The sequence below is a fragment of the Salipiger sp. HF18 genome (genome assembly GCF_011806505.1).
GTDB classification, from domain to species: Bacteria; Pseudomonadota; Alphaproteobacteria; order Rhodobacterales; family Rhodobacteraceae; genus Salipiger; species Salipiger thiooxidans.
In genome coordinates this window covers 1-15,284 of the sequence record NZ_JAATOS010000063.1, presented here as the reverse complement: position 1 = coordinate 15,284, position 15,284 = coordinate 1, and the positions used below count along the sequence as shown (strand labels likewise).

13 protein-coding genes are annotated in these 15,284 nt (G+C 67.5%); 5 read left to right on the top strand and 8 right to left on the bottom strand.

What is annotated here, in order from left to right; translation table 11 throughout:
- Nucleotides 1-160 precede the first annotated feature (160 nt).
- The gene (locus HC022_RS08565) at nt 161-1,003 is read right to left on the bottom strand and encodes a DUF6206 family protein (RefSeq protein WP_167452136.1); all 843 of its coding nucleotides are present in this window, start codon (nt 1,001-1,003) and stop codon (nt 161-163) included.
- 40 nt (nt 1,004-1,043) lie between these two features.
- Nucleotides 1,044-1,685, bottom strand: coding sequence for a ParA family partition ATPase (gene parA, locus HC022_RS08560; RefSeq protein WP_008883742.1), 642 nt, complete (start codon nt 1,683-1,685; stop codon nt 1,044-1,046).
- Between the two features lie 164 nt (nt 1,686-1,849).
- Here parA and HC022_RS08555 point away from each other — a divergent pair, with 164 nt between their 5' ends.
- Both HC022_RS08555 and HC022_RS08550 read left to right on the top strand, forming a co-directional pair.
- Nucleotides 1,850-2,542, top strand: coding sequence for a hypothetical protein (locus tag HC022_RS08555; protein ID WP_167452135.1), 693 nt, complete (start codon nt 1,850-1,852; stop codon nt 2,540-2,542).
- Nucleotides 2,543-2,580: 38 nt separating this feature from the next.
- Nucleotides 2,581-3,063, top strand: coding sequence for a HugZ family protein (locus HC022_RS08550; RefSeq protein WP_167452134.1), 483 nt, complete (start codon nt 2,581-2,583; stop codon nt 3,061-3,063).
- Between the two features lie 63 nt (nt 3,064-3,126).
- On the opposite strand, the gene HC022_RS08545 is transcribed toward HC022_RS08550, so the two are convergent.
- Nucleotides 3,127-5,415: a glycosyl hydrolase family 28-related protein gene (locus HC022_RS08545; RefSeq protein WP_167452133.1), complete on the bottom strand. Its 2,289-nt coding sequence runs from the start codon at nt 5,413-5,415 to the stop codon at nt 3,127-3,129.
- A 152-nt stretch (nt 5,416-5,567) separates the two neighbouring features.
- On the opposite strand from HC022_RS08545, the gene HC022_RS08540 reads away from it, so the two are divergent.
- Nucleotides 5,568-6,446, top strand: a complete 879-nt coding sequence (locus HC022_RS08540; RefSeq protein ID WP_167452132.1) for a CHAD domain-containing protein — start codon at nt 5,568-5,570, stop codon at nt 6,444-6,446.
- A 6-nt stretch (nt 6,447-6,452) separates the two neighbouring features.
- On the opposite strand, the gene HC022_RS08535 is transcribed toward HC022_RS08540, so the two are convergent.
- Both HC022_RS08535 and HC022_RS08530 read right to left on the bottom strand, forming a co-directional pair.
- Complete coding sequence (locus HC022_RS08535; RefSeq protein ID WP_089962177.1) at nt 6,453-6,857, bottom strand: DUF4864 domain-containing protein; 405 nt, start codon at nt 6,855-6,857, stop codon at nt 6,453-6,455.
- A 56-nt stretch (nt 6,858-6,913) separates the two neighbouring features.
- Entirely contained in the window at nt 6,914-8,491 is a 1,578-nt protein-coding gene (locus HC022_RS08530) for a lysine--tRNA ligase (protein WP_167452131.1), read from the bottom strand.
- Between the two features lie 122 nt (nt 8,492-8,613).
- Here HC022_RS08530 and HC022_RS08525 point away from each other — a divergent pair, with 122 nt between their 5' ends.
- Nucleotides 8,614-9,039: a tellurite resistance TerB family protein gene (locus HC022_RS08525; RefSeq protein WP_008884423.1), complete on the top strand. Its 426-nt coding sequence runs from the start codon at nt 8,614-8,616 to the stop codon at nt 9,037-9,039.
- A gap of 78 nt (nt 9,040-9,117) precedes the next feature.
- Here HC022_RS08525 and dacB read toward each other — a convergent pair whose 3' ends face one another.
- The 3 genes from dacB to HC022_RS08510 form a co-directional block, all read right to left on the bottom strand.
- Complete coding sequence (gene dacB, locus HC022_RS08520; protein ID WP_167452130.1) at nt 9,118-10,602, bottom strand: D-alanyl-D-alanine carboxypeptidase/D-alanyl-D-alanine-endopeptidase; 1,485 nt, start codon at nt 10,600-10,602, stop codon at nt 9,118-9,120.
- Between the two features lie 58 nt (nt 10,603-10,660).
- Nucleotides 10,661-11,275, bottom strand: coding sequence for a nicotinate-nucleotide adenylyltransferase (locus tag HC022_RS08515; protein WP_167452129.1), 615 nt, complete (start codon nt 11,273-11,275; stop codon nt 10,661-10,663).
- Nucleotides 11,276-11,431: 156 nt separating this feature from the next.
- Nucleotides 11,432-13,816, bottom strand: a complete 2,385-nt coding sequence (locus HC022_RS08510) for a methyl-accepting chemotaxis protein (RefSeq protein WP_167452128.1) — start codon at nt 13,814-13,816, stop codon at nt 11,432-11,434.
- 224 nt (nt 13,817-14,040) lie between these two features.
- Here HC022_RS08510 and ettA point away from each other — a divergent pair.
- Nucleotides 14,041-15,284, top strand: a 1,244-nt coding sequence (ettA, locus tag HC022_RS08505) for an energy-dependent translational throttle protein EttA (protein WP_167452127.1), incomplete at its 3' end; no start/stop codon positions are given.

The window sequence follows — 15,284 nt, the reverse complement described above, 5'->3', positions numbered from 1 at the left end:
CGTCCTGTCCCGCTGCCTGCGCGAAGTGCTGATGTCGCTGCGCGAGGTGGCGGTGCAGGATGCCGAGGAATGGCCGATCCTGCGCGACAGCCTGCGGGCAGCCCTGCCCGAGGCGCTCTTCACCACCCTGGTCGAAGGTCTGGCACTGGACTGACGCCGCTCAGACGTTGGGTTCGCCCTGCAGGCCCAGAAGCTTGCGGAACCCGGTCCAGTATCCCGGCAGTTTCGGCGTCTCGGTCATCCCGGAAATCGCCTCCTCCGCCCAGCGCGGCATCTCGCGCGTGGCGAACTCGCGCCCCCAGTCGAGATAGGCCCGCGCGTGTTCGGGCCGCAGCCGGCAGGCCGAGCCCACGAGCCCCACGAGCGTCTCCGGGGCCGAATACCATTCGTCCTGGATGCCGGTCACCCGCCGCCGCATCAGCGGCCCGACGAGCCGCATCAGCCGCTTTTCAGAGAACAGCAGCAGCATCCGGCCCATCTCGTCGCGCGAGTAGTGGATGAGCGGCGGGAAGGGGTCGTAGAAGACCGCGACCCCGTCGACCACCGCGAAATTGCGGATCGATGGGTGAAAGCCGATGCGGGTACCGAAGCGGTCGGCGGCATTCCAGAACCGCGCGATGACCTGCCCCGCGGCCTCCATCATCTCGAGCGTGGAGGCGAGGTCCTCGACCTGCATCCGCGGCCGCATCAGCGAGGATTCGGGCAGCGCCTCCTGCACCACCACCGGCACCCGGCCGTCGTCGGTCTGCAGCAGGTGGAATTCGGTCGCCGGCATCGGCACCCCGGCATCGAGCAGCGCCGCGACGTAATCGTCATGCGCTTTCGCCAGCCGGTCGAGCGCGGCCTCGTCGCCAAGCCCGCGGTAAACCTTGATCACCCGGTCCGAGAACGGCCCGTCCGCGGGACGGAACGGGGCGCAGAAATAGCCCAGCCGCGAGATCGGCTGGCCCTGCGCGGCCTCGTGGCGGCGGATGGTCTCGGCAAGGGCGGCAAGGTCGGTCATCGGGCACTCCTTTTCCGCGGCATCCGCGGACAGGTTCCCTTTACCCGTTCGCCAGGATATCCGCCACCTCTGCGGACAGCGCCTCGACCTCGTCACGCGCCGGGGTCTTTCGCCCCTCCGCCGCGCTGAGCCCGTGGCCGAAGGCCTCGGCATAGCCCACGCGGTTGGCGAACTGCGACTCGGCGATGCGCGCCTCCATCTTCTGGGCGGCGCCGGCGATCTCTCCGGACAGGCGGGTGCCGGGACGGGTGCGGTTCATCACCATGAGCACCTCGCGGTTCTCGCGCCGGGCAAGATCGAGCACGCTTTCCGTGGCCCAGAGGTCGAGATGGCTCATCGAGACCGGCACGATCACCAGATCCGCCACCCGCAACGCCGGGCGCAGGTCGCTGTCGGCCTTGGGCGGCGTGTCGACGATCACCACGTCGACACGGTCGGCAAGCTTGCGGCATTCATAGGTGATGCCCCAGGCGGACGAGGTCGCGAACTCGATGCCTTCGGCGGCCTCGGGGTTCTGCTCGAGGCGGGTCATGAACCAGCGTCCCAGGCTTCCCTGCGGATCGGTGTCCACCAGCGCCACCGTGCGCCCCATTGCCCGGAACCCCACGGCGAGGTTCGCCGATAGCGTGGTCTTGCCCGAGCCGCCCTTCTGTTGCGCGACGGTGATTACCGAACCTGCCATGGCGTCCCCTGATTCCCGCTCACGAAGCGGTTACATTCGCATTCGCAGCATAGGAATTCCTTTGCCCACGTCCAGTGCGCAAGAACGCAGCGGCTCCGCTTACCTTCGTTAACGTCGGATTAACCATAAATGCGCCACGCTGGTCCCTCGCGAGGACCCCTGCCATGTGGACCAGACCGCTTCTTGCCGCGCTCTTCCTGCCGCTTCTGGCCGGCGCCGCCGTCGCCGGTGCGTGGCCCCGCGAAAAGGGGCAGGTGTTCCTCAGCGGGGCGGCGCGGCTGAACTGGCCGCAGGAACTCGAGCACTGGACCTCCTACGAGCCCACCGGCCAGTATTACACGCTCTACCTCGAATACGGGCTCACCGACCGCATCACCGTGGGCTTCGACCTCGGGCGCTCGGTCTCGGGGAATGGCAAGAGCGTCGGCTTCCTGCGGCTGCCGGTGCGCGACAAGGCGGGCGGGCTGAAGATCGCCGCGGAACTCGGGCTCGGCAAGATCGACGGCCACCCGGTGATCCGCCCGGGCCTGTCGCTCGGGCTGGGACTCGAGCGAGGCTGGCTGGCGGCGGACGGTTTCGCCGAGATCGCATGGGTCGACGACAGCGACTACATCGCGCCCTTCCTCGGGGTGGATTACAAGCTCGACCTGACCTGGGGCCGGAACCTCGCCAGGGATCGCAAGCTCATCCTGCAGGTGCAGACGGGCAAGCCCTGGGGCGAGCCCTTCTTCGCCCGCTTCGCCCCGTCAGTGGTGCTGCCGGTGACCGACGTGTTCTCGGCCGAGCTTGGCGTCACCTGGGGCGCGACAGGCGACAGCTCCATGGGCGTGCTATTAGGGTTCTGGAGCAGCTTCTGACCCTTCCGCCCGCCCGGCAGCCGCGCTAGCGTGCCGCCATGACCGATCCCATCCGCCCCACCGACGACGACGCCCGCGCCCTTGCCCGCGACCTGATCGAGACCGCCCGCTTCGGCGCGCTCGCGGTCACCGATCCCGACACCGGCCACCCGATGGTGAGCCGCGTCGCGGTGGTGCCGGGCCCCGACGGAATGCCGCTGAGCCTCGTCTCGGACCTCGCCTTCCACGCCCGCGCGCTCAAGGCCAACCCCGCCTGCGCGCTGATGGTGGGCGAGCCCGGCCCCAAGGGAGACCCGCTCACCCACCCGCGCCTCAGCCTGCAGGCACGGGCGGTGTTCGTCCGTCACGGCGCGCCCGAGCACGCGGCACTGGCCGAGCACTTCCTGTTGCTTCAGCCCAAGGCCAGGCTCTACATCGGTTTCGCGGATTTCTCGCTGCTGCGCTTCGAGGTCACCGGCGCGCATCTGAACGGCGGGTTCGGCAAGGCCTTCCTCCTGGGCCCCGCCGACCTCGGCTCCTGAGTCCCAACGGCAAGGGACCGGCGTCCCGAAGGACACCGGCCCCTGCCACGGACCCCGGCCCGGTCAGTTGTCCATGCGCACCGTCATGGTGATGTCGCCCAGGATGGGCTCGGGCCAGATCACGTGAACCTGGTCCTGCGCCGCGCCTTCACGCGTCGAGGTATAGGGCATCGCGTGGCTGGTGATGTTGCCCGACGTGCGCGGCCGCGACCGGGTCACGAGGGTGTCGACCTCCATGGCGTAACCGCCGAAGGGCAGCCGGTCCTCGGTGTCGACCACCCATGTCGTGGCGTGGGTGTTCTGCGCGTGCTTCACCGCCAGCGGGTTGGCGCAGCCGCTATCCACGTTGAGGTAGGTGTTGCTCGAGACGTAGACGTTGCGCATCGACGACAGGTCGAGCGGCGCGAAGCTGTCGTCCACCCGGTCGACCCGCGCGATGTTGCCCCCCACCGAGCGGAACAGGTTGCCCGAGACGTTGAGCCCGTTGACCCGATTGTTCTGGCCGTAGGGCTTCACCACGATGAAGCCGAAATGCGACGCCACGTCCGAGCACAGGAAAACGTTGTTGGTGATCGAGAGACCCGAGAAGCCGAAGCCCGAGACAAAATCCGGCTCCGGTTCGCGCTCGTTGGTCCACTCGATGAAGCAATTGTCGACGTAATTCCCCGAGATCGTGGTGTTGGTTGCCTTCACGCACAGCACGATGCCAGCGCTGCGGGTGCCGTTGCCGCTGTCATCGCCCTGAAAGAAGTGGTTGTTGGTGATCACCCCGTTCGCCCCCGAGACCACCGCGAAATGGCGGAACTGCGAGGCGCGGTTGTTGCGGATCTTCACGTCGTTGGCGTTGGTGTTGAGCGCCACCGAGCTGCGGTTCTGGGTCGCGAGTCCGCCCTCGGCGCTGACGAACTGGTTGTGATCCAGAAGCAGGCCCTGGCAGCCCTCGCCGATCGAGGTCACGCAGCGGTCGGCGGGGCGGTTGAACACGCAGTTGCGGATGACGTTCACGGTGCCCACCGGCGGCAGCATCAGCCCGCTGCAGAGCTCGGAACACTGGAACTCCATGTCCTCGATCTCGAACTTGTCGAGCCGGGTGAAGCCGCTGAAGTCGAGCATGTATCGGAAGCGCGTGAAGGTGTAGGTCTGCGTGCCCACCGCGTCCGAGAGCGGCTGCGACAGGGTCACCGTCTGGGCGCCGACGTTGACCTCGCGCACGTAGATTTCGCGCCCCACCCCGGCGCCGGTCACAAGGCTGCCAACCTCGATATTGGCCACGTTCGCGACGTTGGTGAGCTGCGACTTGTTGCTCGCCGAATAGGTCGCGACCGAGGTCACGCTGCCACTGCCCCACGCGTTCGAGGTTTCGGCCCGGAGCTGGCCATTGCGCAGCACCCGGCGCTGCGCGTAGTTGTCGCGGTTGTCCACCGCCGCCTGAACGTCGATCGGCCCGGTGAGCGAGACACGGCGCCCGCAGAGGTCGAAGCTCTCGTGATCGGCGTTGTTCAGCAGCGACTGCAGTCCCTTCTTCAGCGCCAGCTCCTCGTCGTTGCCGAACGCGTCGATATAGGTCGAGAGGTCGAAATCCTTGGTGAGCGACAGCACCGCGCCGACCGGCATCTGGACCGAGCCCTCGAACTCGACATGGTTCTCGAAGGTCACCGAGCTTGCGAGATAGTAGCTGCCCGTCGGCACCAGCACCTTGCGCCCATCGGCGGCGGCATCGGCGGCGGTAAAGGCCGCGCTGTCGTCGGTGGAACCATCCCCCAGCGCCCCGAAATCGCGGACGTCGACCCAGTTCATCATGTCGCGCAGGAAGAGCGAGGTGATGTCCTCGATCTCGATGTCGTCGATCCTGACGATGCCGCCGTTGGCGCCCGTCAGATCGAGCCCGAAATGCCCGTAGGCGGGCTCGGTCCCCCAGACCATGTCGACGCCGCCGCGTGCGCCGGTGCCGACGATGGCGCTGACCTCGGTGACCTCGCCATAGGCCGTAAGCTGCACCGACGGGCCCACGGTCACGAGCCCGGTCACCTCGGTGTCGTTGCTGCGCCCGGCCCAGCCGGCGATGCGCACCGCGGGCATGGTCCCCGACATCGCCTTCACCCGCGCGGTCACGCGCAGGTAGCAGCCGGGGAGGATCGGGGTCTCGCCCATGTAGCGCAACAGCTGCGTGGCATCAGTCTTCTGCAGTTCGAGACAGCCCGCGAAATCGGCATCCGACGGGACGAAGGCGGCCGTGCCGAGGCTCGCATAGGTGTCGGACCCGGCCGTTCCATTGCCCCGCGACCAGACTCCAAGCCCCTCGGAGAAGGGTGTCGGCATGAAGACCACGCCGTCGGTTACCGCCTTGTTCATCCGTTCGATCCTCTGATTCTGCGCCAGTCCCCGGGGTCGCGGACACGCTCCGCGTTGACCCCGCGCAGACAGCAGATATCTAGGATGTGTTAAGAGGCTCTGCGGCCACCGTGACGGTGACCGGACTGTCCGCGCAACGCCCGGAGGAGAAAATGGCCTACCGGATCCTGAAGTCCGACAAGTCCCTGACCACAGCCCTGCGGCGCATCTCGGACGAGCAGCTCGGCCGCGCCATCGCCGCGAACGGCCGCCCACCCGAGGAGGCGGACGAGGCGATCCACGACATCCGGAAGCGCTGCAAGAAGCTGCGCGGACTGTTCCGGCTGGTCCGGTCGGGCTTCGACGACTACGCCGACGAGACCCGCGCCGTGCGCGACGCCGCCCGGCTGTCCTCGTCGCTGCGGGACGCGGGCGTTCTGCTCAAGACCTTCGACGCGCTGCTGGCCGAAACCGATCCCGCGCCCTACGCGGTGCTGCGCGAGGTGCTCGGCGGCGAGACAGACGCGGAACTGTTGCCGGACGAGCTGTCCGAGACGCTGGCAACCCAGCGTCTGGCCCTGAAGGAGATCCACGCCCGCAGCCGCGACTGGGAGGTCCGGGGCGGCACCGGGACCGTGCTCTATGCAGGCCTTTCACGGTCCTGGAGCCACGCCGCCCGCGACATGGAGGCCACAGGCTCCGGCGCGACGCCCGAGATCTTCCACGACTGGCGCAAGCGGGTGAAGGATCACTGGTACCACAGCCGCCTGCTGCAGGGCTTCTGGCCCGCAGGAATCCGCCCCCACCGCAAGGCGGTCAAGGAATTGTCCGAGTTGCTGGGTCGGTATCAGGATCTGACGGTGTTCCTCGAAAGGCTCGACCAGGCGGACCTGCCGAGCGAGGCCGAGGACATGCGCAGGCGCGCCGTCGCGCGGCGCGACACGCTGGCCTACGAGAGCCGCGCGCTGGGGGCGAAGATCTTTCAGGGAACGCCCGAGGATCTCCCGGACGAATGGGCCCGCCACTGGTGGAAATGGGCGTCCTCGCGCTAGGCCCGCCTAGGCCGAGACCGCAGGGTCCGTGACGAAGCGCACGCCGCCGATGCGCCAGGCACCGTTGATCTGCTCCATCATGTAGTCGAGAGCATAGGGCATCCCCTGGCCGTCGCGCACGATGACCCGCTGCCAGAGCGCACCCTCGGTCTGGGACAGCGAGCCGAACTCGACGCTCTGCGGGTGCCACACCATCGGGTAGCCCTCGCGCACCATCTGGCCGAAGCTGTCCGCCGTGCCAAAGAGCCCCTGGATGCCGGGGCTTGCGAACTCGAATGCCGCGTCGACGTCACCGGTGCGGAAGGCATCCATCTGCCCCCGGATCACACCCTGGATCGCGTCGGCCTCCTGCGCGCCCGCGGGCGCGGCCAGCATCAGCCCGACCATAAGTCCGAATAGCAACCTGCGCATGGCGCCACCTCCTCCTCTGCGAAGGAGATAGCGCCGGCGTGTGGGGCGTCAAAGGCTCAGCCGAGCTGGCCCGCGAGCCCCTGCTCAATGAGGGCAACGGTCTCGTCCACGCCGTAGAGCGCGATGAACCCGCCGAAACGCGGCCCCTGGCTCTGGCCAAGCAGCACCTCGTAGAGCGCCTTGAACCAGTCGCGCAGGTTCTCGAAGCCGTGCTCCTTGCCGACCGCGAAGACCAGCGTCTGCAGCGCCTCGTCGTCGGCCGGACCATCGTAGGCACGCAGCCGTGCCGCGAGGTCCTCCATGGCGGCGCGCTCGGTCTCGTCGGGGGCGCGGAAGGACTTCGTGGGCTTCACGAAGTCGTTGTAGTAGCGCACCGCAAAGCCCGCGGCATCGTCCATGTCGGGATGGCTCTCCGGGCTCGCCTCGGGGGCGTAGCGGCGGATGAAGCCCCACATCGCGTCCTTGTCCTCGGCCCCCGCGGCGGAGGCGAGGTTGAGCAGCATCGAGAACGGCACCACCATCTTCGACTCGGGCACGTCGCCGCCGTGGATGTGCCACACCGGGTTCGCAAGCTGGGCCTTGACGTCCTGATCGGGGAAGGCGCGGAGCTGCTGGTGGTACTCGTCCACCGCCTTGGGGATCACGTCCCACCACAGCCGCTTCGCGGTCTTGGGCTTCTGGAACATGAAGTAGGACAGCGACTCGGTCGACGCATAGGTCAGCCACTCATCGATCGACAGCCCGTTGCCCTTGGACTTCGAGATCTTCTGCCCCTGATCGTCGAGGAACAGTTCGTAGGTGAAGTGCTCGGGCGCACGCACGCCCAGCGTCCGGCAGATGCCGTCGTAGATCGGCGTGTTGGTCGAGTGGTCCTTGCCGTACATCTCGAAATCGACGCCCAGCGCCGCCCAGCGCGCGCCGAAGTCCGGCTTCCACTGCAGCTTCACCTTGCCGCCGGTCACCGGCAGCGTGTGCTCGACACCATCATCGTCATCGAAGGTGATGGTGCCGTTGGCGGCGTCCACGTGCTTCATCGGCACATACAGCACCCGGCCGGTCTCGGGGTGGATCGGCAGGAAGATCGAATAGGTCGAGGCCCGCTCGTCGCGCAGCGACTTCAGCATGATGGCCATGAGTTCGTCATACTTCTCGACGCAGCGCAGCAGGATCTCGTCGAACTGGCCCGAGGCATAGAACTCGGTCGCCGAGTAGAACTCGTACTGGAACCCGAAGGTATCGAGGAACCGCCGCAACATGGCGTTGTTGTGGTGGCCGAAGCTTTCGTATTCCTCGAACGGGTCGGGCACGCTGGTCAGCGGGCGCTGCAGGTTTTCCTGCAGCAGCTCCTGGTTCGGCACGTTCTCGGGCACCTTGCGCATGCCGTCCATGTCGTCCGAGAAACAGATCAGCCGCGTCGGGATGTCCGAGATCAACTCGAAGGCGCGCCGGATCATCGTGGTCCGCGCCACCTCGCCGAAGGTGCCGATATGCGGCAGGCCCGACGGACCGTAACCGGTCTCAAACAGCACGTATCCCTTCTCCGGCGCCTTCTTCTCGTAGCGTTTCAGGACGCGGCGCGCCTCTTCAAAGGGCCAGGCCTTCGAGCTCATCGCGGCTTCGCGCAGATCGGACATCCGAAACACTCCATGGGATAACGCCCCGTTTCGCCCGGGGCAGATGCGAACCGCGTCCTATTGCAGACGCGGTTCGGGGTCAATAAATTGCCCACAACGACACAAATCAAGAAAGAGCAGCCGTGACCGAAGCCGCCCCGCATCCGCTGACCTCGCAAGACTGTCTGGTGGCGGTGATGATCGCCGTCTCCGCCTCCGACCAGAACATCCGCACCGCGGAGCTGGTCAAGATCGAATCCTCCGTCAACCTGCTGCCGGTGTTCGCCGATTACGACATCGACCGGATCCGGGTGATGTCCGAGCTGGTGTTCGAACTCTTCGAACAGGAAGACGGGCTCGACGCGCTCTTCGGCCTGGTCCGCGCCAACCTGCCCGAGCGGCTCTACGAGACCGCCTATGCGCTGGCCTGCGACGTGGCCGCCGCCGACGGCACCCTGCGCGAGGCCGAGCTGCGCCTGCTGGAAGAGATCCGCTACGAGCTCAATATCGACCGCCTGCACGCCGCCGCCATCGAGCGCGGCGCCCGGGCCCGGCACCTGCGCGACTGAGCGCCCGGGACACTGGGTTCCGAGGACTCTGGATTCCTGAGATTATGATGCACTGAGGCCGCGCGAAACGGCCTCAGCTCAGCTCGCCGAGAGCACCGCCCAGCGCTCGATGAGGCTCGACTGCAGTCCCTTGGCGCGGGCGTTCCAATACGACGCACCGTCCGGCTTCTCGCGTTGCGCAAGGGTCAGCTTGTCGCGCCGTTCGAGATCGCCGCAGAAGATCGCGAACACCAGCTCGGTACCGTCGGGCAGATCCGCAAAGCCAGCGAGCCCGCTGACGAAATTGAGCGTGCCGGTCTTCGCGTGCACCTTGATCGGGTGATTCTCGACCATGCGGCGCTGCGCATCGCGCATCGGGAACTTCTTCAGCAGCGGCTTCAGCCCGAGCCTCCGGTTGACCTCGAGCAGGGCTCTCGCCATGTCGCGCGCGGCGATCCGGCTGTCGGCGCCGAGCCCGGAGTGATCGACCATCGCCACGTGGCTCAGGCCGAGATCCGTGCGCGCCCAATTGCTCATCGTCTCGGACAGCGGCCGCCCGTCGCGCGCCGCGGTGGCCGCGAGGCCGACGCATTCGGCGGTGAGATTGGTCGAGTATTTCAGCATCTCGCGCAGCACGGTCTGCAACGGCGCGCTGTCATGGCGCGCGACGACCTCGCCCTCGGGCGCGGAGTCAACGATCTGTGGCGCGGAAAGCTTGATGCCCTTGCCCGCGGCAATCGCCTGGAAGACCTCGCCCGCGTAGATCTCGGGTTTGCGCACCGGCAACCAGCGCGCACCGCCATTGCCGAGCGCCCCGCTCGCCACGGTCCATTCGTCGCGGCCGTCGGAATCAGCATAGGTGTAGACCGGCATGCTGCGGCTCACGACGCCCATGCTGGCCACGTGCACCGCGGGCCGCAACGAGGCGGACCGCGCGTCCATGCTGATCTCGTAGCCGCTGCCGCCGCGTTTCCACTCGAAGTGCACGCGGTTGAAATTGAGGTTCAGCCCCGAGACCGAGGGGCTGTAGCCAAGGTGCTCCGGCTGCTCGACGTCGATGGTCCGGGTGAAGGGCAGCGCGCTGCCGCAGACGAGGAACCGCCCCGTGACGCTGGTGACGCCGGCCTGCGCAAGCTGGCCGACCAGCTCCGCCAGCCCGTCGGTGTCGAGCGTCGGATCGCCGCCGCCGAGCAGCACGAGGTCCCCCGCCACGACGCCGTTGGTGATGCCGCCGGTGGCGAGAACCTGCGTCGTGAACAGGTGGGCCGGGCCGAGCGTGTCGAGCGCATAGGACGCAGTCAGCGCCTTGGCGACGCTGGCGGGCGGCATCCCGACCTCCGGGTCGTGCTCGTCGATGACCGCGCCGGTGGCGAGGTTGAAGGCCGAGAACCCGACGATGCCTTGCAGGCCCGAGGCCGAGATCAGCTCCTCGGGAGTCTTCAGATTGCGGAGCCGCAGGTCCTCGCCGCGGCCGACCGGGCGAAGCGAGGTGAGCGGCGCTTCGGCCCTCGCGGACGTGGCTGCGAATGCCCCGGCTGCAAGGGCCGTGCTCAGGAATCCGCGCCTGGAAAGTCGTTGCGTCATGGCGTCGATCTAACCCGAGCACACCGGCGCGGACAAGCGGGGCCGCTGCGCGCCATGTTCACTTTTTCTCCTGCTCCGCGCGACGAAGCTCGGTCGAGCTCAGGTCGACCATCGGCACGTTCACGAAGCACCACGCGGGCGGCGGCGTCAGCGCAAGCCGCGACGCCTCGCGTTCCGGCAGACGTGCGTGGGCGTAGACATCCGCGGCCATCGAGCCCTGCGCCGCCATGCGGCTGCCAGGCCGCGCCAGCACGCCCACCGGCATCCGTTCCATGATCTGGCGCCAGTCTTCCCAGCGGTGCAGCTGCGCGAGGTTGTCGGCCCCCATGAGCCAGGTGAAACGGATGCCCGGGAAGGCCTGCTGCAGCAGCTCGAGAGTGCGGGCGGTGTGCCGCGTCCCGGCCAGCCGTTCGAAATCGCTGATGATGACGCGGGGGTGCTGCATGATCGCCCGGCAGGCCGCCATGCGATCCTCGAGCGGTGCGGGGCCATGGGCCTTGAGCGGGTTGCCCGGGCTCACCAGCCAGATCACCCGGTCGAGCCGGAAACGCCGCAGTGCCTCGAGCGTGATGTGCACGTGTCCCTGATGGGGCGGATCGAAGGATCCCCCCAGCAAGCCAACCTTCTGCCCCCGCGCCAGCCGGAACCCGGCGGCATGCGCATCCCAGAGCATTGCGCCCCTTCCCGTTCGAACGGAAGCCAAAAGACACCGGAATGCGCCCCGGTTTCAATAGGTAAAGACCGATCACGCCACTGCCCCCGCCCGGGCATCGCACGTCACAGGACTGGCGCCCGAACGTCGCCGCCGGGCCCGATGGCAACGGTGCGCTCAGAAATCCTCCCAAACCGCATCGGCCCTTCCGCCCGCTGCCACGCGCCGAGGGGCGGGCGCCGGCTCGGCGTGCTCGTGCGCCTCTCCGGGTGCCATGTCCCAGCCACCGCCCGAGGATGCCGCCGCGATGGCCTGTGGCGCGGGCAGTGGTTGCACCTCGCCAGTGTCGAAGCGCGCGACAAGGCTGCGCAACCCGGAGGCCTTCTGCAGCAAGGCCCGCCCGGCGGTGGCACTGTCGCCGACCATCGCGGCGTTCTGCTGGGTCACCTCGTCGAGCACCGAGAAGCCGGAGTTGATCTCGGCGAGGCCGGTGGCCTGATCAGACGCGCCCGTCGCGATATCCTTGATCTGGCCCGAGATGTCGGTGACCTCGGTCAGGATCGTCTCCATGGACTGGCCAAGCTCGGAGACAAGCGTCACCCCCTTGCTCACGTTGTCATTGGAGGTGCGGATCAGATCCCGGATCTCGGCCGCGCTGTCGGCCGAGCGCTGTGCCAGCGCGCGCACCTCGGAGGCCACGACGGCGAAGCCGCGCCCGACCTCGCCGGCGCGCGCGGCCTCGACCCCGGCATTCAGCGCCAGAAGGTTGGTCTGGAAGGCGATGTCCTCCATGACCCGGATGATCTGCCCGATCTGCTTGGAGGAATCCTCGAGATTCGACATCGCGAGGATCGCGTCGCCGCGCACCCGCTCGCCACGCTCGGCCTCGGTGCGGGCCGAGTTGATCGCGGTGGCGATGGTGTTCGCGCCCTCGGAGGTGAACCTCACGTTGTTGGTGATCTCTTCCATCGCGGCGGCGGTCTCTTCCAGCGTGGCCGCCTGGTTCTCGGTCCGCTGTGAGAGCTGGTCGATATTGTCGCTGAGGCCGCTCACGTCGGTGTCGATGCTCTGGGCGCTCTCGCCCAGCTCCTGCACCACATCCATGAGAGAATCGACGGTGGCGTTGAAATCGCGGCGGAGCCCCTCGTAGTCGTCGCCGAGCAGCTCCTCGATGCGGCAGACCAGCCTGCCTGCCGCCAGATCGGCAAGGGCACCGCTCAACCGCTCCACCACCTCGCGCTGACGCCCCTGCGCATTTTCCTGGGCCGCGGACGCCTCGCGCCCCTTGGCCAGATCACCCTTGAGCCGTTCCAGCGCCTGCGCGATGTCCCCAAGTTCGTCGCCGGTCTTGGTCTCGTTCACGATGGTCTCGAAATCGCCCTCGGACATCATGCCGACACTGTCGGCGAGCCGCGAGATCCGCTTGGTGAGCAGGCGCGCGACAGAGACCGACAGGCCCGCCACCAGCGCGATGATCACCACCAGCGTCCCCAGCGTGACCATCAGCAGATGGCGTTCCGCCGCCGTCGCCTCGGCCATGTCCTGTTCGACCACGATTCCCCAGCCGGTGCCTGCGAAGCGCCCGAAGGTGGTGACGGCGACCACGGGCCGGCCCCCGAGCCCGGGCACGTTCAGGAACGTCTCGGACCGCTCCTCGCGCGCGGCGCGGATTTGCGGAAGGTCGGGCATCTGGTCGAGCACGGCATAGTCCTGCCCCGCGGACACCGGGCTCAGGGCGCGGCCCTGATGGTCCACCGCATAGGCGATGCCGGTGTCGCCCAGCAGCTCGGACTCGGCCAGCGCCCGCGCGATCTGCGCCGTGGGGATCTGCAGCGCCACGACGCCGATCCGTTGCCCCTCACGATCGAAAACCGGGGTGGCGGCGAACTTCGCGGCGGCGCCTGCACTTGGGGCGTAGCTGTCGAAATCGGTGAAGACCACCTCGTCCGGCCCGGCCACGGAGGCATCGCGGAAGGCCGTCGCGAGCCCGGTCTCGGCATAGGGGCCGTCGAGCATGTTGGTGGCGAAATCCAGCTCCTTGAAGACGCTGTAGATGACGTTGCCCTCGAGGTCGAAGAGGAATAGGTCGTAGTAGCCCCGCTGGCGTTGGAAGTTGCGGAGCCCCTCGTGGTAGGTGCCGTGGACCTGCGACCAGCCCGACCCGTCGTCGGCCTGCACCAGATCGTCCTTCTGCCCCGTCGGATGGGGGTTCGCGTCGATGTAGGCCTCGCGCAGGCGGGCGCCCGCGTCGCCCTGTATCAGCCCCCAGTTCCGGTCGAAGAGGGGCAGCGCAGTGCGGATGTCCCTGCTTCCCGCCAGATCGCGAAGATCCGTCTCCGTGTGGGCAAGCCATCTCTGAAGCTCGGCCTTGCGATCCACGAGGAGGTTGCGGAAGGCCAGTTCGCGTTGGTGCCCGAGCTCACGACGGGCGTCGTAGTAGCCAATTCCCACCACCAGCAGCATCAGCAGGATCGACGGTACGCCGATCATGATCGGCATCTTCCACTTCAGCTTGAGACGCCTCCAGCGGTTGCTGCGATACTTGCGTTTGGGCGTGGACACGTCGGGCTCCGTCAGGTTCCGGGACAATGCGTCAGAGATCGGCCAGAGGCGGCGCGCACCCCTTCGAGCGGGCCCCGCGTTGCAAGCACATGGCCCCCAAACCCTTACGATCCGATTAAGTCGCGAATGCCCGGCATCGCGGCGCGGAAAAGGACGCGTTCCGGACCTTTGCATTCCCTGCGCGCGATGCGATACAGGCGCCCGACCAGTCACCGGAGGACCGCATGGCCAGCTATCAGTACGTCTACCACATGGATGGAGTGTCCAAGACCTATCCGGGCGGCAAGAAGTGCTTTGAAAACATCCGCCTGAGCTTCCTGCCCGGGGTGAAGATCGGCGTCGTCGGCGTCAACGGCGCCGGTAAGTCGACACTGATGCGAATCATGGCCGGCATCGACAAGGACTTCACCGGCGAGGCCTGGGCGGCCGAGGGCGCCAAGGTCGGCTACCTGCCGCAGGAACCGCATCTTGAGCCCGGTCTCACCGCGCGCGAGAACGTAATGCTCGGCGTGGCCGCCAAGAAGGCGAAGCTCGACCGCTTCAACGAACTCGCGATGAACTACAGCGACGAGACCGCCGACGAGATGGCGCAGCTGCAGGACGAGATCGACGCCAACAACCTGTGGGATCTCGACGCCCAGATCGACGTCGCCATGGAGGCGCTGCGCTGCCCGCCGGACGACGCCGACGTCACCACGCTCTCGGGCGGTGAACGGCGCCGCGTGGCGCTGTGCAAGCTGCTGCTCGAAGCGCCCGACATGCTGCTGCTCGACGAACCGACCAACCACCTCGACGCCGAGACGATCGCGTGGCTGCAGAACCACCTGATCGAGTACAAGGGCACGATCCTGATCGTGACCCACGACCGCTACTTCCTCGACGACATCACCGGCTGGATCCTCGAGCTCGACCGCGGCCGCGGCATTCCCTACGAGGGCAACTACTCCTCGTGGCTCGAGCAGAAGGCCAAGCGCCTCGCCCAGGAAGCGCGCGAGGACAAGGCCAAGCAGAAGACGCTGGAGCGCGAACTCGAGTGGATGCGGCAGGGTGCCAAGGCGCGTCAGGCCAAGTCCAAGGCGCGTATCGCGGCCTACAACGAGATGGCCGGCCAGTCCGAGCGCGAGCGCGTCGGCAAGGCCCAGATCGTCATTCCGAACGGCGAGCGCCTCGGGTCCAAGGTGATCGAGGTCGAGGGCCTGAAGAAGGCGATGGGCGACAAGCTCCTGATCGAGGACCTGAGCTTCTCGCTGCCGCCGGGCGGCATCGTCGGCGTGATCGGCCCCAACGGCGCCGGCAAGTCGACGCTGTTCAAGATGCTGACCGGGCAGGAACAACCCGACGACGGCAGCATCGAGTTCGGCGACACCGTGCATCTCTCCTACGTCGACCAGTCGCGCGACGACCTCGAGGCCGACGCGACCGTCTGGGAAGCGATCTCGGGCGGGGCGGAGATCATCGAGCTCGGCGA

Excerpts from the sequence above, each read along its gene's own strand:
- HC022_RS08565 (WP_167452136.1), bottom strand. The coding sequence starts at position 1,003 with ATGACCGACCTTGCCGCCCTTGCCGAGACCATCCGCCGCCACGAGGCC.
- parA (WP_008883742.1), bottom strand. The coding sequence starts at position 1,685 with ATGGCAGGTTCGGTAATCACCGTCGCGCAACAGAAGGGCGGCTCGGGC.
- HC022_RS08555 (WP_167452135.1), top strand. The coding sequence starts at position 1,850 with ATGTGGACCAGACCGCTTCTTGCCGCGCTCTTCCTGCCGCTTCTGGCC.
- HC022_RS08550 (WP_167452134.1), top strand. The coding sequence starts at position 2,581 with ATGACCGATCCCATCCGCCCCACCGACGACGACGCCCGCGCCCTTGCC.
- HC022_RS08545 (WP_167452133.1), bottom strand. The coding sequence starts at position 5,415 with ATGAACAAGGCGGTAACCGACGGCGTGGTCTTCATGCCGACACCCTTC.
- HC022_RS08540 (WP_167452132.1), top strand. The coding sequence starts at position 5,568 with ATGGCCTACCGGATCCTGAAGTCCGACAAGTCCCTGACCACAGCCCTG.
- HC022_RS08535 (WP_089962177.1), bottom strand. The coding sequence starts at position 6,857 with ATGCGCAGGTTGCTATTCGGACTTATGGTCGGGCTGATGCTGGCCGCG.
- HC022_RS08530 (WP_167452131.1), bottom strand. The coding sequence starts at position 8,491 with ATGTCCGATCTGCGCGAAGCCGCGATGAGCTCGAAGGCCTGGCCCTTT.
- dacB (WP_167452130.1), bottom strand. The coding sequence starts at position 10,602 with ATGACGCAACGACTTTCCAGGCGCGGATTCCTGAGCACGGCCCTTGCA.
- HC022_RS08515 (WP_167452129.1), bottom strand. The coding sequence starts at position 11,275 with ATGCTCTGGGATGCGCATGCCGCCGGGTTCCGGCTGGCGCGGGGGCAG.